Source organism: Vulcanisaeta sp. EB80, from assembly GCF_002078205.2.
The window spans coordinates 37,272-63,130 of the sequence record NZ_LCWN02000002.1 but is presented as its reverse complement, the minus strand read 5'-3'; the positions used below and the strand labels follow the sequence as shown (position 1 = coordinate 63,130).

The window sequence follows — 25,859 nt, the reverse complement described above, 5'->3', positions numbered from 1 at the left end:
TGCGAGAGAGAACATTAAAAGTTTTACCGAACCCTCTACTTCACACTTATTATGTCAGCGCCCCTAGTGGATCTCGGCGTTAACATTGGTGAAATACCACCATGCTCAGTAAGCCTATCCCTGACCTTTACGGGTAATGGCGTCAATGTCGCCACACCAGTGACTAAGGCATCATCCTCATTCAAAACCCTAATCTCCCACAAATCCTCATCAGACACAAACTCCACAACATTCCTCACGTACTTAAGATCCACGGGATTAATAATCCTCTTGAAAACCTGGGTCAGGCATTGACTAAGTACGTCAGGGTGCACCTTAGACGGTCTTTGACTTATTATGCATAAACCAACACCGAACTTGCGCCCCTCCCTGGCAATCTTTATCAGGGTTGACGTACTTAGCGCAGAGCCAACCGATGGAGCGAAATTATGCGCCTCCTCAACAACAACAAGCACGGGCCTATCCCTCCTCCTTGCCGATAGCCTAAATATTTCATTAAGTATTAGCGAGACCAGGGCTTGTTGATCAACTAAATCCAGGCCGCTTAAATCTAGCACGTGAACTCCCGACTCCAGGAGCTCCCTAATGTCCAGTAACCTTATTGGTTCGTTCCCATAAAACTCCCCAGGCCTGATTATGAAGAAGGGCCTATTTTCAACGAGCATCCTGACCTTGGTTAATAACGTGGATAGGGCGAGCTCATTACCGTAACCCCTCACAATCCTCCCACCACTCCTCTCCAGGTCATTTAGGAACTCATCTAGGCTTGTTAACTCATCGCTCATACCAACGTATTGCCAAGCCTCCTCAAGAATCCTCCTCTGGGCATCCGTAAGTCCATAATAATGATCAAGTAAGCCCTCGACAAGCCTGAGGGATAGAGACCTCGGGTTAATGCCGAACCTAACATACCTCCTACCCACACCAAACCTAGCCTTGAAATAATCATCAAAGCTTGTGGTATCAACCTTACCAGGCACGTAAACCCTAACTAGACCAGACACGAACTTCGCATCCTCAGAATCAACCCTGGGAACCTGCATAGCCGAGTACTCACCGTGTGGGTCTATCACGATTATTGGGAGCTCGGCCTTAATGGTCAATTCCTCAATGATTACACCGGCAAGCCAGGACTTACCACCACCCGTTGCTGCAAGTATTGCACAGTGCTGCGAAACGAGCTTATTCGCATCCAACTCGGCTGGTATTGATGATGACCTGACATTACCAATAACCACCCTAACACCACCATCACCAAGCCTAAGCATTCTACCGAGCTCATCCTCAGTGGGCAGGTAAACGAAGTCCATTGGCTTAGGAGGCTTTAGGGGCTTAGCGAATCTCGCACCAACCCTATACCCAATGACCGAGGCCCTGGCTATGGTTGATTGGGCAATGTACTGTATGTCTATTCCGTAATCCCTAAACGTGTTTATGACATCCTCATTACCCAATTGGGCAATGACCCTATCGTCAACGAGGTAATTATGCCTAACAACCCTGGTAACCCTGGCAAGTATTGGCTCGCCAACCCCGGTCTCATGATTTTCAAGGGTCACGAATGAACCAACGTTTATCCTATCCTCCACATTATCGAATACCCTGAACCAAAAGGCCCTGGGGCTTTGGGCCCTAATTACAACACCAATCCTCACGCAATTAATGCATTGGATTGCTGATTTATTGCTATTAAACAAAATACGGACTCACTAATGCAGTTAAAATAAATGAATAGTGAATTGGCAATTACTTTACACAACCGCTGAAATAAAGTTTTTATTTCAAGGCTCGGTTACTGTTTGAATGTGACCGTCAAGGATTACATACTGTTAATGAAGCCAAGGGTCATTTGGCTGTTAGTACTAGCCGCCATAGCAGGTTATATATTCGCCGCAGCACCTAGATTGAGCATTACCTACATCGTGGAATTAACCATAGTGGGCTTGTTAAGCACGGGTGGTTCCGCAGCATTCAACATGTACTACGAGAGGGATATTGATGCACGGATGAGTAGGACCATGAGTAGACCAATACCGTCAGGTCGGATAAGCCCTAACAATGCATTAATCGAGGCTTTGGCGTTATCGATTATTGGGTTCGCCCTCTCGTACATATGGCTTGGCCTTTGGCCCACGGTATTCGTGGTGCTTGGTTGGATCTTCTACGCAATAGTCTACACAGTACTCCTCAAGTGCAGGAGTTGGTCGAACATCCTAATTGGTGGGTTGGCGGGTAATGCGGCATTATTGACTGGTTGGGTCTTGGCAAGGCCCCTCGACCTAGAGGCCCTACTACTCTCAATGGCCGTTTACCTGTGGATACCAGCCCACATATGGAGCCTAGTGATTAGGGAGAAGGATGACTACGCAAGAACCTGCATCAAAATGCTACCCCTGGAAATGCGTGAGGACAGGGCAATGTCCCTGGTAGCCCTCCTAAACATCGCCTCTAACATATACATGCTAATCCTCTACCTATACTTTTTCAGAAACATAATAGGCCTCGTAATACTACTAGCCACAGCCGCATGGAGTAGCTACTACAGCATTAAAGCTATGATTAGACCTAACAGGGATGCCTTCTGGAGCATGTTCAAGGCAAGCTCTCCAGTACTCACAGTATTCCTAATCCTAGGCATGGCACTATCAATCATAAAATAACCCATCTTCACACATTCAACTTCGAGATCCCTCCTCATTAATAAGTCCTTATCTTAAAATAGTATTTTAATAAATACGTGAAGATCATCAAAAACGTTATCGCTGTACGAGGCTATGTATTTATATACATTTGAGTTTTAATAAATTCAAAATAATTATTTTATATTCATTTAATTATTAAAATACATATAATTTAAAAACCATTGTATAGAATGCATTTTTAGCATTTGAATAAAGAAATATATATTTACAGCTTTATGAGGGAGCCGGTGGTTGGGATGGCCTTGTTCATAGACACACTGGACATATGGTTAATGACACTCGGCATAACACTGATAACCGCTGCGTATGGGGTTTTCGTAAACTTCGTTAGAAGACCCACTAGGATTGCCACTGACGGTTCGAGTACAACAACTGCCCAAATGGAGAGACCCGTAACCGTTTGCTTAAACGTGAATAAGTGCCTAAGCCTATTTTTCATTACCGTGGGAATTTACGCACTAGCCACAGGCCTATGGGCATCAATGACTTGGCCACTACCTGGCCCATACAACTTAATGTTCTCGGATGCTTGGCCCATATTCGGCTTGGTCTCCCTAATGCTTGGGTTAGCCATGTACCTGGGCGTTGATTTGAGGTATTTATCATTACCAATTGCCCTCTTCAGCATACCAGTCATTGTGTATGGTGTTGACATACTAATGCATGGCTTAACTACAGAGCCCCTCTTCGCCAGTGGCATGTACATACTACTTGGACTTGCCATGTTGATAAGTCCCGGTGCCATGCTGCCTAGGGGCAATGCCAGTAGGTACGTAGGGGCTATAGTCATGATACTCCTAATACTTTCTGGAGTACTCGCGTTCTTCATAGGGATAAGTGCAACCTTCCAACACACCCTGATTTGGATGAAGTGGGCACCATGGTATGGTACATCAGGCTAAGCACAATATTAAGGTCTCTAAATTAAAACAATAAAAATCATTATTTTCATTCATTAAATCCACAAATTCTTAACGTAACTCTCAAGGCAACACAGCATTTAAAAGCTGGTTGGGAGAATTGATCTCATGGATCTATCAAATTTCCCTTGGAAAGTACACAATGTTAGGTTTGCGATACTTTTCGGTTCAAGAGTTACTGGCAGGGGTTTTAGGTGGGATTGGGATTTTGCGGTTTACTTTTCCGATTTTAAACTTGAGTACATAGCCGGCCTAGTTTATGCCCTATCGAAGCACCTAAATGTTAGGGAGGATATGATAGACATAGTACCCTTAAACCTCTTCGATGACCTACCATGTGCATTGGTTTTAAAGATCCTCAACGGTAAGGTCGTGTTTTACGATGATGAGGAATTCTACTCTAGACAATGGTTGAGGATGATGGGCATTTGCCTGGACTTCGTGGTAGATTACGAAAAATTGAAAATACATGAAACACAATTAAAAGCTGTGGAAAGGGTGTTGAAATGATCATAAACTCATTAATTGAAAGCCTAGGAGAATATACAAAGAGATTAGAGGAATTAACCTTGGATGACTGGAGAGCACTTTATGCAGGCGTGTACTTATTACAGATCCAAGCACAGGCTCTAATCGATATTGTAGTGAAGGGTTGCTCAGAATTGGGACTTAAGGTTGAGGGTTACGTTGAAGCTGGTAAAAAGCTAATGGATGTTGGAATAATAAGTAAGGAGGAGTTCGAGTTTTATCGGCGTGTGGTAGGCTTTAGAAATATCGCGGTTCATGCGTACGCATCGATTGATTTGGAAATCGTTAGAAGGATTATAACAGAGAGGGAGTTTGAAAGGGTGTATTACCTAGCTTTGAAAATCGTTAATGAATTAAAGAAGAGAGGGATAGATCCCTAGATTACTTTAACATAAACATATATAGATTTAACTTATGTATATGATCCCTATTGTTCGTGAGTTTTAACACATCTCTTCATAAAATCCTAAAAATAAAACACAAAATATCTAGGATTTACCTAAACTAAGTTGTATCTTAATATGGATATCAGGTTAGGTGTGATTTCCTTGTAAAATTGAAGCATAGAAATATTTTATTTTCCAGTAAATTTATGAATCTTGGTGAAGATAAGGGCTGCTGCCTGATGCCGTGATGATTGGGAAGAGTTCTGATTGCTTTATGATAATATGCCTGAGGGCCTTTTGCTTAGGTACTTGGGCATTGTTAACGGCCTTCTTGGGTAGCCCTTAATCTCCTCCTCAATCCTGTTTATCAACTCGTCAATCCCCATCTCCACGACCTTCTGTGCGCCCCTCGCCCTGACGCTCAGTTTTCCAGTCTTTACCTCCCTGTCCCCAATCACGATTATGTACGGTACCCAGAAGGTCTCTGCGTCCCTAATCCTCTTCGCGAGTGTCTCGTCGAACCTATCATCGATGTCCACCCTAATCATCCTATCCTCAAGCTTCGAGGCTATGTCGTTGGCGTACTGTAAGTGATCCTTGCCTATTGGTATTACCCTGACCTGTATTGGAGCAACCCACGTCGGCAGCCTGGGCACTCCGCCCTTTGACTCCGTGATTGCTGCCGTGTCAAGGAGTGCGTATATGTACCTCTCAACACTGCCTAGTATTGCCGTGTGTATGATGACTGGGTACTTCACTTCACCGTTCTCGCCCATGTACTTTATACCGAACCTCTGGGCGTTACCTACGTCAAATTGGAATGTGGCTATCTCCCTAGGTCTCCTTAACTCATCAACTATGTGGAACTCCACATTTAGGACCCAGTAGTACTTCTGCTCGGGCATTACCCTCACGAGTATTGGCTTACCCTCGCGCCTAGCTAATTCGACTAGGTAGTCCCTGTGCTCATCGTAGAACTGCTTGGTCACGTTGTAGAGACTCACGTAATCCCTACCCAACCTCCTGATCTCCCTAAATATTATCTCATGAAGCTTCAGCGCAACTTCCATGGCATTATTTAGATCCTTTGTGAATATGTGTAGGTCTGGCATGTAGAACCTCCTCAACCTAAAGCACAGCACTGTCTCGCCTGGTTGCTCATACCTATAGCTATCAGCCACCTCAAGCATCCCCACGGGTATATCCTTATAGCTCAGGACCCAATCCCTTATCATGGCGAATTGTTGGAAGCAGGCTGCGTACCTCATGATTAACTCGTCCCTATCACCCTCGATTGTGTACATCCTCTCGTTAAACAACCTGGCATGCTCATCAATAGCCCTCTCGCCGCGCCTAAACATGTTGGTACCCCTAATCTTGAAGACAGGAATCCCCAACTCATTCGCTAGTTTCCATGCGTAATCCTCAACAAGCTCCATCATTAACGTTGCAGCCGGTCCATACCTCATATGGCCGGCATCACTCATCGGTTCCCACTCAAAACCGAACTTACGGCAGTAATCAATGTACCTAGGCTCCCCACCACCCTCAAGCTCCTTCCTCAATACCTCCTTCTCAACAAGCGCCATTAAGTCCTCTTCGCCGGGTTTGAACTGATACTTTGTTGCATCGTACTCCTCCCCATTGGGTGTCAGTACCACGTAGTAATCCTTACTAACCACCTGCTGCTTAGCTTGGGTGGTAACCATGGTTGGGCTCAGGGACTTGCTTAACTCCGATAGTGGGTGGCCATAGCACTTTATATCAAACGCCTTATAGTAACCAAAGGGTGCCCTTGAGACCGGCACTGGGGACTTCTCCCTGAGGTTGTTGTAAACCGCCAATAAAACGCCCAACGCCTTACTGGGGCTTGCCAGGTTTGGGCTTAGGTGCGCATACGGGTATAGGACTATCTGCGATGCCTTAACCCTATTCAACACATCGAGTATTTGGTCAGTAACATAGCTTATATAACTCGGATCCTCGCTATCACCCTCCTCAACACTCATGAAGACCACAAGCACGTTCTTCGCAGAGCCCCTCTCCAGGTCTGGCGTTAATGGTTCCGGGTTCTCGACAGCCTTATCCCTAACCTGGTATGAGAAGTCCTCTGCATGTATGAAGAGTAATCTCATCAATTACGGCAGTACTGACTAGTATTAATTTATTTTCAACACTAATCTCTCCACCTGACCCTGGGCTTGAACAACGCCTCTATCCTCCTAACCCTATCCACATAAGGCACCAGGTCCTTGAGCATTACGGCGACCTCCTCATCCATAACCCTCGTCAACCCATAAATACCTAAACGGGCTAACACCTTCCTCTCAGGCTCATAGGATAGATCCTCCTCAGGCTCAACCCTAGGATTCGGTAAATGCGCAATCTCTGGTTCATAACCAAGGATCTGTCTAGAGGCTCTCCTAACCAACTCCGCCATCTCATTCAAAGTCCTTATCTCCCTGTAGTGATGCACGGTTCTGAATTCACCATCCTCCGGCGGGTTCTCTATTAACGCAGCCAAAGCCCTAATCGTATCCTCAAGCGACGTGAAGCCCTTCTTCTGTAAACCACTGCCGTATATGGTGAGTGGGTGGTTGGTAACAGCCTCGGCGCAGAACCTATTTATCACCGTGCCCCACACGTCATCAACATCAAATCTCGTGAATAACTCCTCACTAACAATATCCTCAGTCCTCGTACCATAGACAGGCCCTTGGTGGAAGTCTGTTATTGTTAAGCCCCAAAGCTTGTTGGCGTAGAGTAGTATGTATGAATCGAAGACCTTACTCCAGTGATACCAAGAACCACCCCACCTGGGCACAACAATCCTATCCCTAACACCCTGAATCACAGCATCGACAAACGCGCTCTCTGGTATCCTGAAGGCTGGGTAACCATACTCACCGAGCGTACCCATCTTGAGCAAATGTATGTTCTTACCAAGCTCCTTAATTGCGTAGATTACGTTTAATGTCGATGTTAGGTTATTAATTATTGTATACTTGGCATGCTCCACGTCAATCATGGAGTACGGCGCAGACCTCTGCTCAGCGAAGTGAACTATGGCGTCAGGCTTGAACTCACTAATTACCTTCTTGATTAAGTCATAGTTAGTTACGTCACCCTCCACAAACCCGATCTTGGTTCCGAAAACCTCCTCAATAGCCTTAATCCTATCCTTCATGGACAGTATCGGAAGTGCCGAGTCAGAACCAACCTCGGCCACAGCCTTCCTTGTGTAGAAATTATCAATTCCAAAAACCTCATGCCCTCTCCTAATCAACCTAAGTGTTAAGGCCCAACCTAGGTAACCATCAATTCCTAGCACCAAGACCCTCATTAGTTCCCATAGAGCCGAGGTTGTGCAAGTATTAATTTATTACGTACCAAGCACCGAGGCTTGGTAACGCATAACTTTAAAAGAAGTCATTCCACAACAATGCATAAGGCTAATGATGAATTCACTGCCGATGCACATAGGCGTTATACCAGATGGGAATAGGAGGTGGGCTAAGAAAATGGGATTATCAATAGTGGAGGCCTATAGGGTTGGTTCTAACAAGGTTGAGGAGTTTCTAGAGTGGTCATTGGATTTCGGCATAAGGGTTGTGACGGTCTATGTACTATCCACGGAGAATTTCCTGGGTAGGTCGAAGTTTGAGCTAGAGCTCTTGTATAGATTACTCAAGGAGAAATTGATTAAAGTAAGGATGGATGAGAGGATACATAGGAATAGGGTTAGGGTGAGGGTAATAGGTAGGACCTGGTTATTGCCTGAGGATATCCGTAGAGAAATAGAACTCACCGAGAGAGCAACCGAGGACTACTCAGACCACTACCTAAACCTGGCAGTGGTTTATGGAGGCAGACAGGAACTTATTGATGCCGTTAGGAAGTTAATCGTTGATTTCAATAGTGGGAAATTGGGTATGAACGATATCAACGAAGACACACTATTTAATTACCTATACTTGAACGATGAACCACATCCCGAACCAGACCTGGTGATAAGGACGGGGGGAGAATATAGGTTAAGCAACTTCCTACTTTACGAAACAGCCTACTCCGAGATATACGTATTGAATAAGTATTGGCCTGAGATAACGAAGGAGGACCTAAAGCAAGCACTTGATGAGTACGCCAGGAGGGAGAGGAGGTTTGGGAGGTAACGCTCACTTTAGTAGTGAGAGTACGTTAACCACGGGTATTGCTCCATCCCTCGTTATTATGAACGTATCCTCCACCTGAGCCACCAAGCCTTTACCATGCTCAACAAGCACTGGATAACCATAGACGTAGCCCTTATTGTATAGTTTATCCACCACACTAACGACCGCATCACCGAACCTAGGCACCAACCACCTTGGTGTGAACGGCAGTGGTCCTATTTCACTGGCTACATACGCGAGAACGTCGTAATGGGGATCCTTGGGTTTGGGATTCTTCATTAGTCTATATATCGTGACTTGCGGTGAATCATCCACGTAACCAGCCCCGTTTGTCGAGAACGGCTCCACCGCGTACACCTCACCCTCTAGTATCCTCTGCCTATCACCATTGTCGTAGTTAGGTATTGACTTCCCAGCGTGTAACTCATACCTCCTTATCAAATGTCCACTCAAATTCTCAATGGGCTTAAACCCAAAGGATCTTATCGCCCTCTCGATCTGTGCCCCAACCATGGACATTGTTACTCCCGGCTTCATACTCAACTGCGCAGCCTCGAGAGCCTTCGCGGCGGCCTTGATCAATTGATTATACATTGGGTTGAACGATACCGTGATTGCCGTATCCACTATGTAACCATCTATGTGGGCTCCAATGTCTATCTTAACGATTGAACCCTTGGGTATTACCGAGCTATCCCCAACCGTGGCCGTGTAATGGGCCGCAACATTATTAATCCCAATGTTTGCTGGAAACGCTGGTTTTGCACCGCCTTGCCTTATCCTATCCTCTATCTTCCCGCAAAGCTCGAGTATTGGTACCCCGGGCTCAACTATCGACAATGCGTAGTTAAGAGCATCCCTGGCGATACTACCAAGTTTTTCATAAATTTTTATTAGGTCTGTGGACACGTGCATTGGGTAACTACCCGTTTAAATAACCTTGTCCTTTGGTGCCTGTATCTTACTAAAGAGAAACTATTTTAATCCGGTTAGTCATGAGTTAGTTGGTGTCGTAATGGGAGCCTTAACCATAGTAGCTAAGTACTTGATAGTTGCGAATGTGGAGGTTCAAGGTACTGTGGAGAAGTACGACATAATAGGTGCCTTGTTTAGCCAAACCGAGGGGTTGCTCGGTAATGAGCTAGATCTAAGGGAGTTACAGATGAGTGGAAGGATTGGGAGGATTGAGGTTGAGGCTGAGTATAAGGGTGATAAGACCGTTGGTAAGGTCTACATACCATCGAACCTGGATAGGTACGAAACAGCCCTTGTGGCAGCCATGATAGAGACCGTGGATAAGGTTGGCCCATACAACGCAAAGATCCAGGTCACAGAGATTAAGGATCTAAGGGAGGAAAAGAGGAAGAAAGTATTCGATAGAGCCAGGGAGTTGCTGAAGTTCGTTGAGCATGAGACATTACCAGACACTAAGGAGTTAATTACGAAGTTCATGGAGAGCATTAGGGAGACCGAGGTTGTCGAGTACGGCCCAGAGAAATTACCAGCAGGCCCTGAGGTTGATACTGCTGACACCATAATCATTGTGGAGGGCAGGGCTGATGTACTTAACCTGGTTAAGCACGGCTTTAGGAACGTAATTGGGCTTGGCGGTTCAAGTGGTGGTATTCCAAAGACCGTTATTGAGTTGAGTAAGAAGAAGACTACGATAGCCTTTGTCGATGGCGACAGGGGAGGGGAGATGCTGCTCAGGGAGTTGCTTAAGTATGCGGATATTGATTACATAGCCAGGGCACCACCAGGTAAGGAGGTTGAGCAATTGACGGCAAAGGAAATAACAAAGGCACTTAGGAATAAGGTACCTGCTGAGGAGTACCTGGCTAGTCTCGAAAAGAGGGAGAGGAAGTTGATAGAGGAGGCAAGGCAGGCCCAGGAGGTACCGCAGGCCCAGGCTGTTGAGGTGCCTGTTCAGGAACAACAACCACAGACCCCGCAACCAATACAGGTAACACCACAACCAGCGCAACCTGTGCAAGTACAAACAACGCAGGTAACAACCCAACCACAACAACCAAGTATTGAACTACCACAGCTGCCTCAAAACGTAATTGAGGAGATGAAGAAGCTAAGTGGTACGTTAGAGGCCGTAATATATGATGATCACTGGAATGAGATCAAGAGGATACCGGTTAGGGATCTAGTGGATACATTACAGCAGTTACCTAATGCGTATGCCGTGATCTTCGATGGCGTATGCACACAGAGGCTTGTTGATGTGGCGTCTAACAAGGGCGTTAAGTTACTATTAATGTCGAGGGTAGGTAACATAGCGAAGGTCCCCACCGACATGTTAATACTAACTATAGATGAGTACCTAAGCAAGGCTAGTAAGTAATCATAGTTTGACGTAAAACCATTGTTTGGTTTCGTTTTACGTCAACGCCAGGGTATCAACGATTACTGGAAGAAATCGAGTATTGACTTGCCAGCCTTGCCCTCCATTAACTGTGACTCCTTAACGCCTAGGACTTCGAGTATCCTCATGGCGGCTGGTATTACCTGCTTCTCAATATAGTAATCAACATCTATCTCCCTAATGTCCTTAATGAGTATGTAGGGCTTGACCTTATACGCAAGCTTTGCACCACCTCCCTTAACTATTACGTAACCAACCATATCACCCTTACCAACCTTATAACCCGCCTCAATCAATTGCTTAGCTGCCGCAACATGAGGCGTTAGTACCTTATACTCATTCAACGATTTATCCAGGGTTTTCCATATTATGACGTCATCAATATCGAATTGGAACGCCTTTAACTTATCGATGATTGACTTCACATATGCAACAGCCTTACCCACATCACCTGTCTTAAGTACGATCTCAGCAACATTCTCCTGGACATCCTTAGCCACCTCAGCCCAATCACCCCTAACAGCCTCGAAACCGACGATATCCACCTCACAATCTATTGTCAACCCAACATACCTCTTCTTGGCCTCCGTAAATAGAACCCTTCTGTAGACCTTATCAACCTTAACGTCGAAACCCAACTCATTATTTATGTAATTTATTAATGCATCAACCTTATCGCCTATGTTCTTAACGAACAGACTGTCCGTATCACCGTAAATTATCGGCAAACCTAAGGACCTCGCCTTCTCAATCACGGTCTTAAGTAGGTTCCTACCCCACGCTGTCACGGCCTCGGCGACCTCACGCCTATACCACCTGGCTCCCAACCAACCGCAGTAGCCATACATTGCGTTGGCCATTACCTTAAGCGCCCTCTGTCTCTCATTGAGTAGAACCCAATCAGGGCTGTTTTCTGGGTAATTCTTCATTAACTCCCTAACCTTACGCCTACTCTCAACCAGAACCCTAAGCAGGCCTGGGTATAGTCCCTCTGGCGTTTTCCTAAACCTGTAGTTATTCTCGGGAGCCACATAGCAATCATTGCAATCACCAATCACCAATGTGTCCGGCGAGACATTATACTTCATCATTATGCTCGGATACATACTGGAGAAGTCTATTACAGCAATGTCCTCATGAAGACCCGGCCTTGGCTCTAGTACAACAGCACCCTTATATGTCTCGTACGGCCTCTCCTCACGATTAGGTGCCAACTCACCCCTCTTGACTGCCTCGTAGAATATCATCCACTCAACCCTGGCGCCAACGCTTGATGCACCAACCTGATCAAGCGGTAGACCTGAGATTGAGGATAACTGTATTGCGAAGGGTAATAACTTCTCGGCAAGGCCGTAAGTACTAACCACGTCATCCCTGGCGTACCTAAGGAGGAGGTCGCGCTTTGATTTGTCGTCCCAATACTCATAGATCCTATGCCCAGGTATTAAGACCCTCTCATCCCTCCTCATGACACCAAGGAACTCCGCAGCCCTATCAAGGCTCTTAACCTTAATTTCACCCATTTCCTCAATGAAGTTGTAAAGGTCCACATTAGCCCTACCAATAACTGACCAGTGACCATAGACACTGGGTTCGGGTGGGTTTCCCATCCTCGATATCGTGAGTTTAACACCAACCCTAGATGACCTATTTACCAGGTATGGCCAATCGAAGCCGTTATTATTGTAACCAACGATGATGTCTGGGTCGTACTTCCTCAGGTAATCCACGAACTCCCTAATTATCTTAGCGTCGTTCTTACTATCGTCAGCAACGAACATCTTGATGCCGTCCTCCTTAGTCATTGTAGATATTATTATTATGGGATCCCTATCAGGGTTCGGCATACCCCTTGGATTATAAACCTCAATATCCAACGCAATGATTCTGAAGTTTGGTAATTTGTGCTCCTCAATCATCCTAGGTCTCGTCTTAGCCAGACAGACCAGGTCGACTTGGTAATTACCCTTAACCTCCTCACACTGATCAACAACAACCCAATTGCTGGGCTTAACACCCATGTCGAGTAAGTACCTCTGCGAGAACCTGATGTCTGCCTCAAGCACATCCTTGACGCCGGGTATCTCCGCAGCGATCTCCCTGAGCTCCCTAACCTTCTCGGGTATTGTTGCCGTAACCTTGATGGCATCAACCTCACCACCAAACAACCTACGCTTAACAAGCTCGACACCCAACACCCTACCCTCAAGCTTACGCTTAATATTTGCCAAAACGGTGCTTGGATCCCCTGAGGGTAATACGTAGAAGTAGGGTCTGAATGACCTATCCAGGACCAGCACCCTCTTATCATTGTTGGTAATGCCGAATAACCTCAATTCGGGTGTGTTGCCCACAACCCCGTAGGTTACGTCTAATAACCAAAATGTTAATTCCATTAAGAACTAACACTAAAGTGCTTATCTTAAACTTACCTCATCGTGGATTTTAATGGCACTTTAATTCCTGCCTCAATCCTAAATGGGTAGTCTGGGATCCTCCTTAATGACCTTGGCCACGATCAACGTTGACGTCCTCTCGACCTCCTCCATATTCATTATTTGCTCAAGTATCCTAAGAATCTCATCCTTACCGCTAGCCCTAACCTGTAACACAAAGTCCCACTCACCAAATATGTAGTAAACAACGGTGACTCCCGTGATCTCAGCCAATTTTTGACCAACCTTCTCATGATAACCAGGTCCGTACTTCGCCTTAACCAGTATAATGGCTACGTAATCCTTACCCATCTTCTCAGGACTTAGCTTTGCATGGCACCCAAGTATTATACCGAGTCTCTCGAGCTTCTTTATCCTATAGTACACAGTGGATTTAGAGATCTTTAACTTATTCGCCATCTCATCAAGCGTTACCCTACAGTCGTCCTGCAACATTTTCAAAATCTCAATATCCGTCTGATCCACCTCCTCCGTTATTGACATCAACTAAGTATTTCATGTCTCATTTAAAAATCATTCGCTTGTTATAAAAATGTTTACTTTATTGCCGATAACTTCACATAATTATCGTAGGAACGGACAAAAACAAAAACCACTTAATCATTAATATGCCCAAGGGAAAGCAAATAATTCATACATAACTAAACCATGAAAAAATATGAATAAGTCCATACCACGTGATGAGATAAATCGGGAAAAATGTTTTTATATTGGTTATTAACGATTTCCAATAACATAACCCTTCTTGGTGATTGAAAATGTCGAGTAAGCAAACACCCGGGTTAAGTAAGGATGAGACGGATGAGAGAATAAAGCAGGCCCTTTATTACCTAACCAGGGTCGTGCAGGACATGGGAATACCCAGGAATATTAGGAGGTCAGCTAGCGAGGCTGTTAGAATATTGATGGATCCGAACATGAGCCCGGGCTTAAAGGCATCAACCGTAATAAGTATTTTGGACGAGGCCTTGGCAGACCCCAACATGCCACTTTTTAGTAGGGTTGTGTTTTTACAGGTAATAGCAATACTTGAGCAGATAAAGGATGTCGTATAGCCTTAAGCCAAATCGCCAAGTAAATTCCTGATTAAGCCCTTGCCAAAGAGTGTCTCGATCATAAGCTTAGCCGTTGCTATTATCTCCCTCGCCCTCTCATACTCCTCCTTCCAACCCGTTGATTTCCTAGCAACACCCTGCTCCACAGCCTTCACAGCAACCGCAGCAGCAACCCTTGGATAGAAGTCCCACTCCTCCATTGTTGGTAATATCTTGTCCTCGCTCAATTTATCACCAACGAAGTTGGCAATCTCCTGGGCAGCGGCAATTATCATCTCATCAGTTATGGTCTTGACCCTAACATCCAACGCGCCCCTAAACACGCCTGGAAAAACAAGTGAGTTATTCACCTGGTTTGGAAAGTCACTCCTACCTGTGGCGACTACCTTGGCACCAGCCTCCTTAGCCTCCCAAGGCCATATCTCCGGGATTGGGTTAGCCAGCGCGAACACAATTGGGTCCTTATTCATGGACCTAACCCACTCCTTCTTTATCACACCAGGGCCCTGCACCGAAGCTGCAACAACGGCGTCAGCACCAACCAGGGCCTCCTTAATACCACCCCTCCTCCTCTCCGCATTAGTCTTCAACGCCAACTCGTACTTCCACGGGTTGGTTAGCATTAGCTTATCCATATCCTCCCTCTCAGGGTGCAGTATCCCCTTGCTATCAACGAGTACTATGTTGCCGGGTTTAACGCCAGCCTTAATTAATATCCTCGCCGCCGCTATATTCGAAGCGCCAGCCCCAATAAACACTATTGTGGAGTCCTCCATCCTCTTACCGACGATCTTAAATGCATTGATTAAGCCAGCGAGTATTGCGCCCGCTGTACCCTGTTGGTCATCGTGCCAAACTGCTATTTTCAACTCCTCCCTCAACTTATCGAGTACGTAGAAGCACTTTGGCGACTCAATATCCTCGAGATTTATACCTCCGAAGGCTGGTTCTATAGCCTTACCAATGTTAACCAAATCATCAGCCGTACTGACTCTCACAGGCAATGGCACGGCATCAACACCACCTAAGTACTTATAGAGCAATGATTTACCCTCCATAACGGGCATCGCAGCCTCCGGGCCCACATCGCCTAAACCAAGAACTCTAGTGCCGTCTGTGAGCACGGCTATAGCGTTCCACCTCCATGTATATTCGAATGACTTATCAACATCCCTACTTATCTCCCTAGAAACCGCAGCAACGCCCGGTGTGTACCATATTGAGAAGTCCTGAAGGCTCCTGACGGGTACCTTTGGCAAAACCATTACCTTACCGCCATATCTCCTAGACGCTTCTACGGCGATCTTAAACCACTTTTCTGATTCCTCACTCATCGCGGTATCATTAATGTTAGGATTTATATTGATTTCTTAATATTATTTCGACGTTTGCTCAATATAGTAAATTTATCATAAATATTTAGTTAAATATAGATGAATAATTATTCCACGATAACATGAACACTGCCCTTAGGAACTCTAATGATCACCTCATCACCTGGGCTCAATGGGATCCTCGATAGAACAGTGAGTGTGAGGTTGTTCTCTAAGGAGACCAGGGCTTGATAACCAACCCTCGTCCTAATGACCTCATTAACCGCACCCCTAAATACATTATCACCAATAGGGGCATGTACATCATCGTCTTTGAAAACCTCGATCCACTCAGGTCTAATGCACACATAGACGCCGCCTGACGCTGCCTCATTACTATGGAACTCAATATTACCAACCCTAATGATACTGCCATCACCAGTCATCTCGGCAACACCCCTAATTACGTTTTGAAACCCTAGGAATTGAGCCGTGAATACACTCCTAGGTCTCTCAAAGATCTGCGCGGGATCCCCCTCCTCTATCACTCTGCCCATGTTCATTATGAACACCTTATCAGCTAGCGAGTAAGCCTCATCCCAATCATGAGTTACGTGAATCACCGTAGTCTCATACCTCCTAGGCAACTCCTTCAATAGCGGTATTATCCTTTCCCTAGTCACCCTATCAAGCATTGAGAGAGGTTCATCCAACAGCAAAACCTTAGGTCTAACAACCAAAGCCCTGGCTAACACAACCCTCTGCTGCTCACCACCACTTAGATTAACAGCCTTCCTGCCCAATAAATGCTTAATACCAAGATCTTCAGCGATCTCCTCAACCAACCTACGCCTCTCACCACTGGGCACGCCCCTAAACCTAAGGCCATACTCTATATTCTCGTAAACACTCATATGATCAAAGACCGCATAACCCTGAGGCACATAGGAAATATCGCGCGCCTCAGGTGGTATCTCCGTCACATCCTCACCATCAATGAAAACCCTACCACTACTCACATTATATAAACCGGCTATAACCTTTAACAAGGTGCTCTTACCCGAGCCCGTGGGTCCCAAAACAACATTGTAACTCCTGCTGTTGAACACCGTGGTTATCGGCCCAAGCCTGAAGAACCTTAGGTTAACAGTAACATCCCTGAGCTCAACCGTACCCATGCCCACCACCTACGCTCAGGAGTAACCTGTATATCACGAATATCACGAGCATAACAGCCACAAGCGCTGCCGAAAACTCCACGGCATTTACTAGGCCTATGCCTACGTAACTCTCGTATATGTATACCGAGGCTGGGTAGACCAGGTTTTTACCGAACAATACGTAGTAGGCGACTATGAAGAGGGCACCTGCCTCCGACACGGACCTAGCCCACGAGAGTATAGCCCCTGTTGCCATGGATCTCCAAATCCTAGGCAATATTATTGTTGCGAAGACCCTAGCTGGACCAGCACCCAATGTCCTAGCCACAGCCTCCATCTCAGGATTAATCATCCTTATGGAGGTCTCCACAACCCTTATGTAATAGGTTGAGGAGAGGAAGGCCACAGCTGTCGTCGCACCCCATAGCGTATTTATGAAGTTTATACCGTGAGCCTTAAGTATGGGGCCCAGCCCGTACTGCGATGCGAAGGCTAGTACCACCATTATGCCGACTATTATGTGCGGTATCATTATAGGCACATCTATCACAGCATCAACAACACTCTTCGCCCTAAACTCATACCTAGCCATAACATAGGCCAGGGGAGTGCCCATGATTATCGCTATCACAGCCGAGAGGGTTGACATAACTACCGTAACCTCTATGGCCTGTACGAAGCTTACCACGGATAATGCCTTGGGTATCATTGGGAAGCCTAATACTATGAGGAGGGCCAGTGGGTATATTACTAGGATTGAGAAGATGAGTATGGAGAAGAGTAAAACCAGGATTAATAATATGTTTGATTTTATTTTTAATTTTAATGAGGTCATGCTAGGGCGCCATTCCCTAACCCTGGCTTGGGAATATTGAGGCATACTGTGGGTATTGACTCAATGGTGCAACAAAGGGTTTAATTACATTTGGCACCGCGCTGTAGTTTCCGTAAACAATGCCCGGCACTATTGGCTTAATGCCATTCTCCTCCATTATCTCCTGACCTATTGAGCTGAAGAGTAAGACTAGGAAGAATTCCGCAGCCTGCTTATTGGGTGCCTGGAATGGTATTGTTATTGTGTAAACCACGGGGTTGCAGGTGAACGTCTTTGTGACACCATTCTCAGTCCAGGTTACGCTAACCTGGTGGTAGTAATTAACGTAGCTTAAATTGCCGAGGTTTATGAAAGGTGGTAGCGTTATAAAGACCATGTTGTGATACTCCCTAGTCTGCGGTATTGCATTACTCTCGTACGCGGATAATACGAAGTCAACCTGCCCTGCCGCCATTAACGTTAATAGGTCAATCTCCGTATTCCTCAGCATGTACTTACTCGGGTTCGTGTATATGGCATCGTATAGGTAGGATGCATTATTGAAGAATGCAAGACCAGCCAGCTTAACCATGCACTGTGCCTGGTAGCCCGATGGATCTGTGAATGGGTTGGAGACGCCAACAACCGTGCTGCTGTTTAGTGCTATTATACTCCATATCTTACGCCAAGTCTCATTGTATTGCGCAGATAGGGGTGTGTATGATTGGGCTTGCCGCCAGAGCTCATAAACCTCCCGACCAGCCGTTGTATTTAAATTCACTATTATGACCATCTGCGTAACTCCAAAGGCTATCTCGTAATTTGTGTAATTAGGGAATAATACTGAGGGAATTGTCGTGGTATCCGCAGACGCCACAACACTAAATTGCCGTGTGACGACCTCTGTATGGGCAACCTCACCACTACCCTTAAACAATGGTGGCGCTATGGTTATGCCTGGGTACATGCTCTGCATGACTTTTAATATGTCGCCGAAGGCGAATTTCAACGTACCAGCCGCACCCACAGCAAAGGGCGCCATAGATACGGTAGGTTTGGTAACATAACCTATTGCAAAACCAACCACCAAACCCACTATTAAGCCCACGATTAACCAAACAGCGTTCCTACTTGCCACACGGACTGTTGTTTTTATTCAATATTTAAGTATTATCTATTATCTAATAATTGATAATTTAACGAATCCACTATCCCAATGAGACGTAGAAATAGATCGAATAGATAAAATGTAATTTAAGCAAAATAGAAGAAAGATGGTAATCAACGCGTAATTATTCAGGGGGTATCTCCGTATATGCTGCCGATATATCTATGCCATACCTCCTTAGGTTTATGTAACGAGACACTAGGTACGTTAATACCCCAAGTATGACTGCGCCTAACTCCACACCGTAGGCTAGCCAATTGCCTCCCCATATCTGTGGGTAGGCTAGAAACTCGTAGGTCAGGTAGGCCATGACACTCGCCATTAAGGCGCCAAATGATGCTAGCAATGCCCTGACCCTATTACCCATGTTAAATGATGAGTACCTCAGTGTGGCTATTATGATTGCGGCGATACCAACCACCATGTAGTATATTATTGCCTCAACAACGGCGCCGTATAATGCCGTGAACGTTTGGTATAGCATACCAGCCGCTGCTATTAGTGCTGCCGTTATGGCTAGGTCCGTTAAGTGTGCGTATATTGGTGTTCCAAACCTAGGGCTTAGGTACGCGAAGAGACTGGGCCAAACCCTGTCGAAGGCCAGGGCGAACCAATACCTAACAACAACAATAGCGCCATAGGCTAGAATGGCCAGGTACCAAGTAATTGATGATATACCAATGAACCAGCTCAATACAGCATTGCGTTGGGCGACCATGGCTACGGTCCAGAAGTTGATAATGCCATTCAAATCCGGATTCGATAGTGCAGCCATTGTGAATCTGAAGCCCATTGAGTAATACATGGCCTCAAAGCCTAGGGTTAAGAATACCAGTGTGAATAGGAATGCCAGTGGGACGTTCCAATTAATTGCGTTCCTACCCCTTATCTCCGCGGCTATGGCTGGTCCCGCGTTGAGCCATGGGTAAACGTAGATTGCAAAGAAAGGCAGCAACATGAGGATTGTCCCCATAGAGAAATAAGGTCCTGTGTAACTGAGGGCTACCTTGGAGTATGTATAGCCGGTTGGTAGTAACGAGGACACGGCGTTGATTATCTGGGCCTTGGGTGTAATGAATAATACTATTATTGCTGTCAGGAGGCCGAGGATCGATAATGTAGTTAATGCAGTCATAAGCTTAATGCCATACCTCGTTCCCAATATATTCGTTAACACAATAATAGCAAAGAACGCAATGGCTATACCCACCTCCTCAGGCACTGTCATTGGCACATTTATACCGAGGATTGGAAGCACGGACTCCAATTGCATCGCTGCTGCGAATGCTATTAGGGCGTAGTAGGTAAGGCTTTCTATTACAAAACCAAGCACGAGGCCATTAGTTAACCAAGCAAGCCTTGAACCCAAAGCCCTGCCCAGCCACACATAATCACCACCAACCCTTGGTATATACCTAATCAAGATCGAGTAAACAACGACCTGGGGTATTGCGAGGAGCGCTGCGATTAGGGATGCGTAGACTAGGTTAGCCCCCGCCACCGTGGGTAGTGAGGCTAGGGTAAAGCCTATTGTTGCCAGTGCAGCACCTACCGACATGTTGGCGATGTTTATTGAGACCGCATCCCAAAAACCAGCCTCCTTAACCAAACCCGTGGACTCCCTTACGAATACCCCATACTCCTTACTCATCATTACAACAATTATTTTAACTGATTAATAAATACTGCGCTTGTTTTATCGATCATTATTTAATCAAATAATTAAACAATAGAGAAAAGATTACTTAAAAACTAGGCATCGTCCATCTTCACCGTGTTTGAGGTTGAGGTTAAATACAGGGTTACGGACCACACCAATGTTAGGGATAAACTGAGGGAGCTTAACGCCAAGTTCCTCGAGCATACAGAGGAGACCGATGTATACTTCAATAGCCCGGTGAGGGATTTTGCAAAGACCGATGAGGCCCTTAGGGTTAGGGTTTATGGTGATGGTACCGTAGTGGTTACGTACAAGGGTCCCCGAATTGGTGATGTTGGCAAGACCAGGGAGGAAATAAACGTAGCAACCAATGACCTAGACAATACATTGGAGATGCTGAAGAGACTTGGCTTTAGGGAGGTGGCTAGGATAGTCAAGAGGAGGGATATTTACAACTATGAGAATTTCACGGTGTACCTAGACACCGTAGAGGGCCTGGGGAACTTTGTTGAGGTTGAGACTATGGTTAATGATAAGGGATTAATCGATAAGGCCACTGAGGAGGTGCTTAGGTTTGGTGATAAATTGGGCTTGAGTAGGGATTGGATTGAGAGGAGGACGTACCTCGAGTTAATGCTTGAGAAACTTGGCGTAAACAAACCTTAAAATTCTCGGCTAAGCCGTTAATTAGTGCATTTCGATAATGTGGTGATTGTGGAGGATAATTACAGGAATTTCTACCCAACATCACTTAGCACACCAATTAGTGACTTAATAATTGGTGGGCTTAGGTACTATGAACACATTGCCCTTTGGCTCATGAACATGGGCTTTGACGCGAAGATCTACGTGGTCACACGTGATTACCTATCACGTCTTTGGAGCGGTATTGCCGAATCATTACTATCCAAGGTTGGTCTGAGGTATTTCATCAAGTACGTACAAAATACCAGCGACATAAGCGGCCCCTCATTGATAATACATACCTCATTATTACCACGGATAGACACACTAAATAACCTAATCAATGGCATTGGCGGTGAGGTTAGGTGCGGCAATAGGGTGTTGCTGAGTTTTACTGATGATGGTGATGTGAATAATGTAATCGATAATTGCGACTTGCCAATACTCGATGGAATATGGTCCGTGATTAGATGGAATACCTACCTACTCCGTGAGAACTTAAAGTACCTCGTTAAATTAGTTGGCGATAAGGTTGTCGACTCCGATGTGTCGAGTAATGCCGTGATTGATGAAAAAGGTGGTAATGCCATCATGATTGGAGCAACAGTTGAATCCCTAGCGTACGTGAGGGGGCCTGTGTTATTGGGACCGGGCTCCAGGATCCTGCCCCATGCATATGTTAGGGAGGGTAGCGTCTTATACGCGCACAACGTTGTTGGTGGTGAAATCAAGAATTCGATCATGGACATGCACAGCCTTAAGGAGCACTTCAGCTACCTGGGTGACTCATACGTTGGCAGGTGGGTGAACATTGGGGCTGGCTCCGTGACCTCCAACCTAAAGAATACAATGGGTGTTATCAGGTATGGAGGAATTAACACTGGTTTGACTAAGCTTGGTTCTGTAATTGGTGATTGGGCTAAGATTGGTATTAACACCTCAATAATGAGCGGTAGGTACATAGGCCAGGGAAGTAACGTGCTTGGTCTTATTAGAGCTAATGTACCGCCGTTTAAATTGTGCATAAATGATGACTGTAAGGAGTACCTATTGGATAAGGTTGTTGAGGTTTACAAGAGATTTACGAGGTTGAGAGGGGTTAACGCTAATGAAAACGAGATATTATTAATACGCGCGGTCTATGACGCATCACTCCATGAAGCGCCTCTTTAACTCCCTCCTCTCTAACTCGTGGATTACGAGGACCAGCTTATCCATACTGCTTATTCTCGGTAGAAACTCCTCAATTTCGTCAATCCTAACCCTACTTGACAACGCCAACACCGCAAGCTTTCCATACCTGCTAACGAGTTCTGCAGTCCTGTTTATATGCTGAATCACCTCCTCATCCTCAGACCTAGCCCTCCCACTTCTCCACCTCTCCACGATTTGCTTAACCCTCTCCTCATCCATCCTCAATACGCCAAGTCTTTCTGAACCACAAACGGGGCATTTGGGTTTGTCTGGTAAGTCCTTGTTTCTTACGGAACTAACCCAACCACAGTTTAGACATACTAGCGTTACTGACTCGTTTAGAAGCCTTGCCTTAACACTCTCCCTAACCAACTTATCAAGTCTCTCTGGTGCCATGATTTCAAGCCTATGACTTATTTTATCCACAATCTCCCTACTCAACGGACTAAACTCACTCCTCTCAACAACCACAATCTCCCTATTCCTATTAAGGAGCGACTTTAGGAATAGGTATGTATTATCCAGATCAAAGTCCCTAGTTAATACCTCCTTAAGTGTTTCCGTAAACACTGGGGAGCCTCTATAGAGCTCGATTAGGCTCGTAATGGCTAAATCACTCAATTCCCTATCCTTCCTAATCACATTGAATCTCCTGGCAACGTGAACAAACTTCCTCTTAAAAATCCCGGTCTTCGTTATAGCCCTAATGGCATACTCAATGAATGTCTTATCGTCCATCTCCGCCACATCCATGATTGTTTGCGTGATGAGGCTTGTATCAATGCCAGGTCTGGGTAGTTGGAGTATTATGGCGTAGGCATCCTGCTGAACACCCACTGGGTAACCAAGCCTCTCCGTGAGAATCTCACCAAGCAATCTAGCCAACGTCCTGTTGACCAGGGTTCCACCATGCGTGTAGATGACTATTAAATCCCCAACGCGCTCAAGTAATATTGTTTTGTCTGATGGTATTGGTACATTACTCTCCAGGTGCTCCATCACCCTATTAACGATATACCTAACAGTATCCCTGGAGACCCCAAGCTTTGTTGTGAATAACTCCGTGGTGGTTTCGGGACTAACCTTAACCAGGTAATCACCGATCTCCCTCTTGATACTACCAACATCCTGAGCCACCTCAAAGGGTACGGGCACCTCCTCACCGACCCACGATGGTATTGCACCAACGGTGTCCTTGGCCTGCACCACATATATCGTATCACCAACGATCTTCTGCAGAACCCAGACACCTCCCCTAAACACGAACTTAATACCTGGCTCGCCATACTCAGCCACAAAGGCCTCGTCAAGCACGCCTATTGGCTCCTCATTTGCCTGGTTAATCACCAGGTAATGCTTTTCATCGGGTATCATCGACATTTGGTCAAAGAAGTACCTATACATCTCCCTACGAGCCCTAACACCGCCTGGCCTGAGTACGACACCCTCATCCTCTATGAAGTAGGCTAGCCTTGGATTTAACACATCGCTCATGAATCTGAGGACGCCCTTAAGCTCCTCAATGGTTAAATTCCTGTATGGGTAAGCCCTCCTCACTATGTCGTAGAGCTCATCCACACTCCACCTATTCTTAATCATCAATAGACTAACTATTTGGTGAACAAGCACATCATAGGGCTTCTCCGGAATTTGGGTAAACTCGAGGAGTCCCGCCTTGGCCCTATTTATTATCGCCACCGCCTCCAACGTATCATTCAAATCCTCCGTTATTACGACACCCCTGGGCACCCTATCAAGCCTATGCCCACTCCTACCAATCCTCTGCACAAGCCTGACAATCTGGTGCGGTGATACGTATTGTATCACGAAATCAACACGACCAATGTCTATACCCAACTCAAGGCTTGACGTCGCTATGACAGCCCTCAACTTACCATCCTTAAATGCCCTCTCCGTAGTCGCCCTGGAAACCCTCGAGAGGGAGCTGTGGTGTATCCCAACTGAGTCGTAACCGAGCATTGCAAGCCTATACATCAGTAATTCAGCCATTGACCTGGTGTTTACGAATATTATTGTGGCGCCATTCTTACTAATTAAGTCCTTAATGACCTTAAGCCTAGCCACAGCCTCTGGGTATAGGTACATGTTGTCGGCGATCTCCTCATCTTCCTTAGAAGGCGTTGGGTGTATAACGTCTATCTTCATTTCCCTAACTATACTCGATTGAACTATATCGCACTCTCCATCATCACCAACAAGGAACTTTGCAACCTCCTCCGGACTACCGACCGTCGCTGATAAACCGATTATTTGTGGTTTTTTACCAATTAACCACTTAATCCTCTCAAGGGTCAACGCGAGCTGTGTCCCCCTCTTGTCCTCAGCAAGTTCTTGGATTTCATCAACTATGATCCACCTAAGCTTCATCAAATGCTCCCTAAGCCTCTTACCGGAGAGCATTGCCTGTAGGGTTTCTGGCGTGGTTATGAGCATTTGTGGAGGGTTCTTACTTTGCCTAACCCTATCGCTTTGGTCCGTATCTCCATGCCTAACATCAACCTTAATACCAACCCTCTCACCCCACCAAATGAGCCTATCGAGCAAATCCCTATTCAACGCCCTCAGGGGCGTTATGTAGAGTATGTAGATACCCTTATCAGTAAACTCACCCCTATCTAACCCCCACCTAAGCATTGAGAGCACAGGCAATACGGCAGCCTCCGTCTTTCCACTACCCGTTGGTGCTATCACCAACACATTACGGCCATTGAGTATCTTAGGTATAGCCATCCTTTGAGGCTCGGTTGCCTTCAAAAACCCCCTCTCAATTAATGCGGATTGGATTATGGGGTGAAGTAGCCTATAAACATCATCCAACTCCCCATTACTTAGAGAAGCCTTAGCGCCATCATTGCTGCTCATTCGTCAACACTATACAAATAACACCACGAACCCCACCCATTTTAAACCATTTGCTTCAGTTAAAGTGAAAGACATAACCACAAAACCTATAAATAATTTATCATCAATAATATTGAAAACACGAAAACCTTCACAACAATATCCTTAATAAGCCCAAGCCAACAATTAGGTTTAATGCTTAAATGCAGTGCCTGCGGCTCGAGCAGGGCTACGGTACTCATAAATGGAAGACCATACTGCACGTACTGCGGTGCGAAGATACTGAGGAATCACTTGGTAAGGACGTTGATTAATATGAAGAGGGAGGGATTAATAACATCGATAATAAGGGTCGAGGATTACGCCGACGCCTAGGTGAGGAAACTATAATAAACCTAAACTGTAAAGCGA

The 25,859-nt window shown here is 45.7% G+C and carries 22 protein-coding genes; 10 read left to right on the top strand and 12 right to left on the bottom strand.

The genetic code is table 11. The features are described from left to right. Positions 1-35 precede the first annotated feature (35 nt). Complete coding sequence (locus B7L70_RS00835) at positions 36-1,655, bottom strand: ATP-binding protein (protein ID WP_081226004.1); 1,620 nt, start codon at positions 1,653-1,655, stop codon at positions 36-38. Between the two features lie 150 nt (positions 1,656-1,805). Between B7L70_RS00835 and cyoE the strand changes: the two genes are divergently transcribed. From cyoE to B7L70_RS00815, 4 genes are all read left to right on the top strand, one after another. Further along, positions 1,806-2,660, top strand: coding sequence for a heme o synthase (gene cyoE, locus B7L70_RS00830; protein ID WP_202908654.1), 855 nt, complete (start codon positions 1,806-1,808; stop codon positions 2,658-2,660). 278 nt (positions 2,661-2,938) lie between these two features. Continuing rightward, positions 2,939-3,604 carry a DUF981 family protein gene (locus B7L70_RS00825; RefSeq protein WP_081226036.1) on the top strand — a complete coding sequence of 222 codons (666 nt, stop codon included), beginning with the start codon at positions 2,939-2,941 and terminating at the stop codon, positions 3,602-3,604. A gap of 126 nt (positions 3,605-3,730) precedes the next feature. Further along, the gene (locus B7L70_RS00820) at positions 3,731-4,132 is read left to right on the top strand and encodes a nucleotidyltransferase domain-containing protein (protein ID WP_081226003.1); all 402 of its coding nucleotides are present in this window, start codon (positions 3,731-3,733) and stop codon (positions 4,130-4,132) included. Continuing rightward, on the top strand, positions 4,129-4,530 hold the full coding sequence (locus B7L70_RS00815; RefSeq protein ID WP_081226002.1) for a DUF86 domain-containing protein: 402 nt from the start codon (positions 4,129-4,131) through the stop codon (positions 4,528-4,530). The genes B7L70_RS00820 and B7L70_RS00815 overlap by 4 nt, the downstream gene beginning before the upstream one ends. Before the next feature lie 278 nt (positions 4,531-4,808). Here B7L70_RS00815 and B7L70_RS00810 read toward each other — a convergent pair whose 3' ends face one another. Continuing rightward, on the bottom strand, positions 4,809-6,671 hold the full coding sequence (locus B7L70_RS00810; RefSeq protein ID WP_081226001.1) for a threonine--tRNA ligase: 1,863 nt from the start codon (positions 6,669-6,671) through the stop codon (positions 4,809-4,811). 41 nt (positions 6,672-6,712) lie between these two features. Continuing rightward, positions 6,713-7,879, bottom strand: coding sequence for a UDP-sulfoquinovose synthase (gene agl3, locus B7L70_RS00805; protein WP_081226000.1), 1,167 nt, complete (start codon positions 7,877-7,879; stop codon positions 6,713-6,715). A 112-nt stretch (positions 7,880-7,991) separates the two neighbouring features. Here agl3 and uppS point away from each other — a divergent pair, with 112 nt between their 5' ends. Beyond that, positions 7,992-8,708, top strand: coding sequence for a polyprenyl diphosphate synthase (gene uppS / locus B7L70_RS00800; RefSeq protein ID WP_081225999.1), 717 nt, complete (start codon positions 7,992-7,994; stop codon positions 8,706-8,708). Between the two features lie 3 nt (positions 8,709-8,711). Here uppS and map read toward each other — a convergent pair whose 3' ends face one another. After that, positions 8,712-9,623, bottom strand: a complete 912-nt coding sequence (gene map, locus B7L70_RS00795; RefSeq protein WP_081225998.1) for a type II methionyl aminopeptidase — start codon at positions 9,621-9,623, stop codon at positions 8,712-8,714. A 100-nt stretch (positions 9,624-9,723) separates the two neighbouring features. On the opposite strand from map, the gene dnaG reads away from it, so the two are divergent. Continuing rightward, entirely contained in the window at positions 9,724-11,061 is a 1,338-nt protein-coding gene (dnaG, locus tag B7L70_RS00790) for a DNA primase DnaG (RefSeq protein WP_081225997.1), read from the top strand. A 62-nt stretch (positions 11,062-11,123) separates the two neighbouring features. On the opposite strand, the gene B7L70_RS00785 is transcribed toward dnaG, so the two are convergent. Together B7L70_RS00785 and B7L70_RS00780 are read right to left on the bottom strand one after the other, a co-directional pair. Next, on the bottom strand, positions 11,124-13,478 hold the full coding sequence (locus B7L70_RS00785; RefSeq protein WP_081225996.1) for a DNA-directed DNA polymerase: 2,355 nt from the start codon (positions 13,476-13,478) through the stop codon (positions 11,124-11,126). A gap of 78 nt (positions 13,479-13,556) precedes the next feature. After that, entirely contained in the window at positions 13,557-14,021 is a 465-nt protein-coding gene (locus B7L70_RS00780) for an Lrp/AsnC family transcriptional regulator (RefSeq protein WP_081225995.1), read from the bottom strand. Between the two features lie 275 nt (positions 14,022-14,296). On the opposite strand from B7L70_RS00780, the gene B7L70_RS00775 reads away from it, so the two are divergent. Continuing rightward, the gene (locus tag B7L70_RS00775) at positions 14,297-14,593 is read left to right on the top strand and encodes a UPF0147 family protein (RefSeq protein WP_202908653.1); all 297 of its coding nucleotides are present in this window, start codon (positions 14,297-14,299) and stop codon (positions 14,591-14,593) included. 2 nt (positions 14,594-14,595) lie between these two features. On the opposite strand, the gene B7L70_RS00770 is transcribed toward B7L70_RS00775, so the two are convergent. From B7L70_RS00770 to B7L70_RS00750, 5 genes are all read right to left on the bottom strand, one after another. Next, positions 14,596-15,927, bottom strand: coding sequence for an NADP-dependent malic enzyme (locus B7L70_RS00770; protein WP_081225993.1), 1,332 nt, complete (start codon positions 15,925-15,927; stop codon positions 14,596-14,598). A 107-nt stretch (positions 15,928-16,034) separates the two neighbouring features. Continuing rightward, the gene (locus B7L70_RS00765) at positions 16,035-17,084 is read right to left on the bottom strand and encodes an ABC transporter ATP-binding protein (RefSeq protein WP_081225992.1); all 1,050 of its coding nucleotides are present in this window, start codon (positions 17,082-17,084) and stop codon (positions 16,035-16,037) included. Further along, complete coding sequence (locus B7L70_RS00760; protein ID WP_238376016.1) at positions 17,071-17,901, bottom strand: ABC transporter permease; 831 nt, start codon at positions 17,899-17,901, stop codon at positions 17,071-17,073. Before B7L70_RS00760 ends, B7L70_RS00765 begins: the two co-directional genes overlap by 14 nt. 16 nt (positions 17,902-17,917) lie before the next feature. After that, positions 17,918-19,018 carry a substrate-binding domain-containing protein gene (locus tag B7L70_RS00755; protein ID WP_081225990.1) on the bottom strand — a complete coding sequence of 367 codons (1,101 nt, stop codon included), beginning with the start codon at positions 19,016-19,018 and terminating at the stop codon, positions 17,918-17,920. A 154-nt stretch (positions 19,019-19,172) separates the two neighbouring features. Then, a complete protein-coding gene (locus B7L70_RS00750; RefSeq protein WP_369907328.1) occupies positions 19,173-20,702 on the bottom strand; it encodes an APC family permease in 1,530 nt (509 codons plus the stop codon). A 120-nt stretch (positions 20,703-20,822) separates the two neighbouring features. Here B7L70_RS00750 and cyaB point away from each other — a divergent pair, with 120 nt between their 5' ends. After that, positions 20,823-21,374: a class IV adenylate cyclase gene (cyaB, locus tag B7L70_RS00745; RefSeq protein ID WP_081225989.1), complete on the top strand. Its 552-nt coding sequence runs from the start codon at positions 20,823-20,825 to the stop codon at positions 21,372-21,374. A gap of 24 nt (positions 21,375-21,398) precedes the next feature. After that, positions 21,399-22,565: a hypothetical protein gene (locus B7L70_RS00740; protein WP_081225988.1), complete on the top strand. Its 1,167-nt coding sequence runs from the start codon at positions 21,399-21,401 to the stop codon at positions 22,563-22,565. Here the strand turns inward: B7L70_RS00740 and B7L70_RS00735 are convergent. After that, positions 22,542-25,469 carry a DEAD/DEAH box helicase gene (locus B7L70_RS00735; RefSeq protein ID WP_081225987.1) on the bottom strand — a complete coding sequence of 976 codons (2,928 nt, stop codon included), beginning with the start codon at positions 25,467-25,469 and terminating at the stop codon, positions 22,542-22,544. The two genes, B7L70_RS00740 and B7L70_RS00735, sit on opposite strands and share 24 nt — an antisense overlap. Before the next feature lie 174 nt (positions 25,470-25,643). Between B7L70_RS00735 and B7L70_RS00730 the strand changes: the two genes are divergently transcribed. Then, positions 25,644-25,823, top strand: a complete 180-nt coding sequence (locus tag B7L70_RS00730; RefSeq protein WP_081225986.1) for a hypothetical protein — start codon at positions 25,644-25,646, stop codon at positions 25,821-25,823. Positions 25,824-25,859: the final 36 nt, after the last annotated feature.

What these genes read in the sequence shown, in the direction of transcription:
- agl3 (WP_081226000.1), bottom strand. Translation starts at nt 7,879, where the DNA reads ATGAGGGTCTTGGTGCTAGGAATTGATGGTTACCTAGGTTGGGCCTTA.
- B7L70_RS00810 (WP_081226001.1), bottom strand. Translation starts at nt 6,671, where the DNA reads ATGAGATTACTCTTCATACATGCAGAGGACTTCTCATACCAGGTTAGG.
- uppS (WP_081225999.1), top strand. Translation starts at nt 7,992, where the DNA reads ATGATGAATTCACTGCCGATGCACATAGGCGTTATACCAGATGGGAAT.
- dnaG (WP_081225997.1), top strand. Translation starts at nt 9,724, where the DNA reads ATGGGAGCCTTAACCATAGTAGCTAAGTACTTGATAGTTGCGAATGTG.
- map (WP_081225998.1), bottom strand. Translation starts at nt 9,623, where the DNA reads ATGCACGTGTCCACAGACCTAATAAAAATTTATGAAAAACTTGGTAGT.
- B7L70_RS00815 (WP_081226002.1), top strand. Translation starts at nt 4,129, where the DNA reads ATGATCATAAACTCATTAATTGAAAGCCTAGGAGAATATACAAAGAGA.
- B7L70_RS00765 (WP_081225992.1), bottom strand. Translation starts at nt 17,084, where the DNA reads ATGGGTACGGTTGAGCTCAGGGATGTTACTGTTAACCTAAGGTTCTTC.
- B7L70_RS00730 (WP_081225986.1), top strand. Translation starts at nt 25,644, where the DNA reads ATGCTTAAATGCAGTGCCTGCGGCTCGAGCAGGGCTACGGTACTCATA.
- B7L70_RS00820 (WP_081226003.1), top strand. Translation starts at nt 3,731, where the DNA reads ATGGATCTATCAAATTTCCCTTGGAAAGTACACAATGTTAGGTTTGCG.
- B7L70_RS00770 (WP_081225993.1), bottom strand. Translation starts at nt 15,927, where the DNA reads ATGAGTGAGGAATCAGAAAAGTGGTTTAAGATCGCCGTAGAAGCGTCT.
- B7L70_RS00735 (WP_081225987.1), bottom strand. Translation starts at nt 25,469, where the DNA reads ATGAGCAGCAATGATGGCGCTAAGGCTTCTCTAAGTAATGGGGAGTTG.
- B7L70_RS00780 (WP_081225995.1), bottom strand. Translation starts at nt 14,021, where the DNA reads ATGTCAATAACGGAGGAGGTGGATCAGACGGATATTGAGATTTTGAAA.
- B7L70_RS00750 (WP_369907328.1), bottom strand. Translation starts at nt 20,702, where the DNA reads ATGATGAGTAAGGAGTATGGGGTATTCGTAAGGGAGTCCACGGGTTTG.
- B7L70_RS00785 (WP_081225996.1), bottom strand. Translation starts at nt 13,478, where the DNA reads ATGGAATTAACATTTTGGTTATTAGACGTAACCTACGGGGTTGTGGGC.
- B7L70_RS00825 (WP_081226036.1), top strand. Translation starts at nt 2,939, where the DNA reads ATGGCCTTGTTCATAGACACACTGGACATATGGTTAATGACACTCGGC.
- B7L70_RS00760 (WP_238376016.1), bottom strand. Translation starts at nt 17,901, where the DNA reads ATGACCTCATTAAAATTAAAAATAAAATCAAACATATTATTAATCCTG.
- B7L70_RS00775 (WP_202908653.1), top strand. Translation starts at nt 14,297, where the DNA reads ATGTCGAGTAAGCAAACACCCGGGTTAAGTAAGGATGAGACGGATGAG.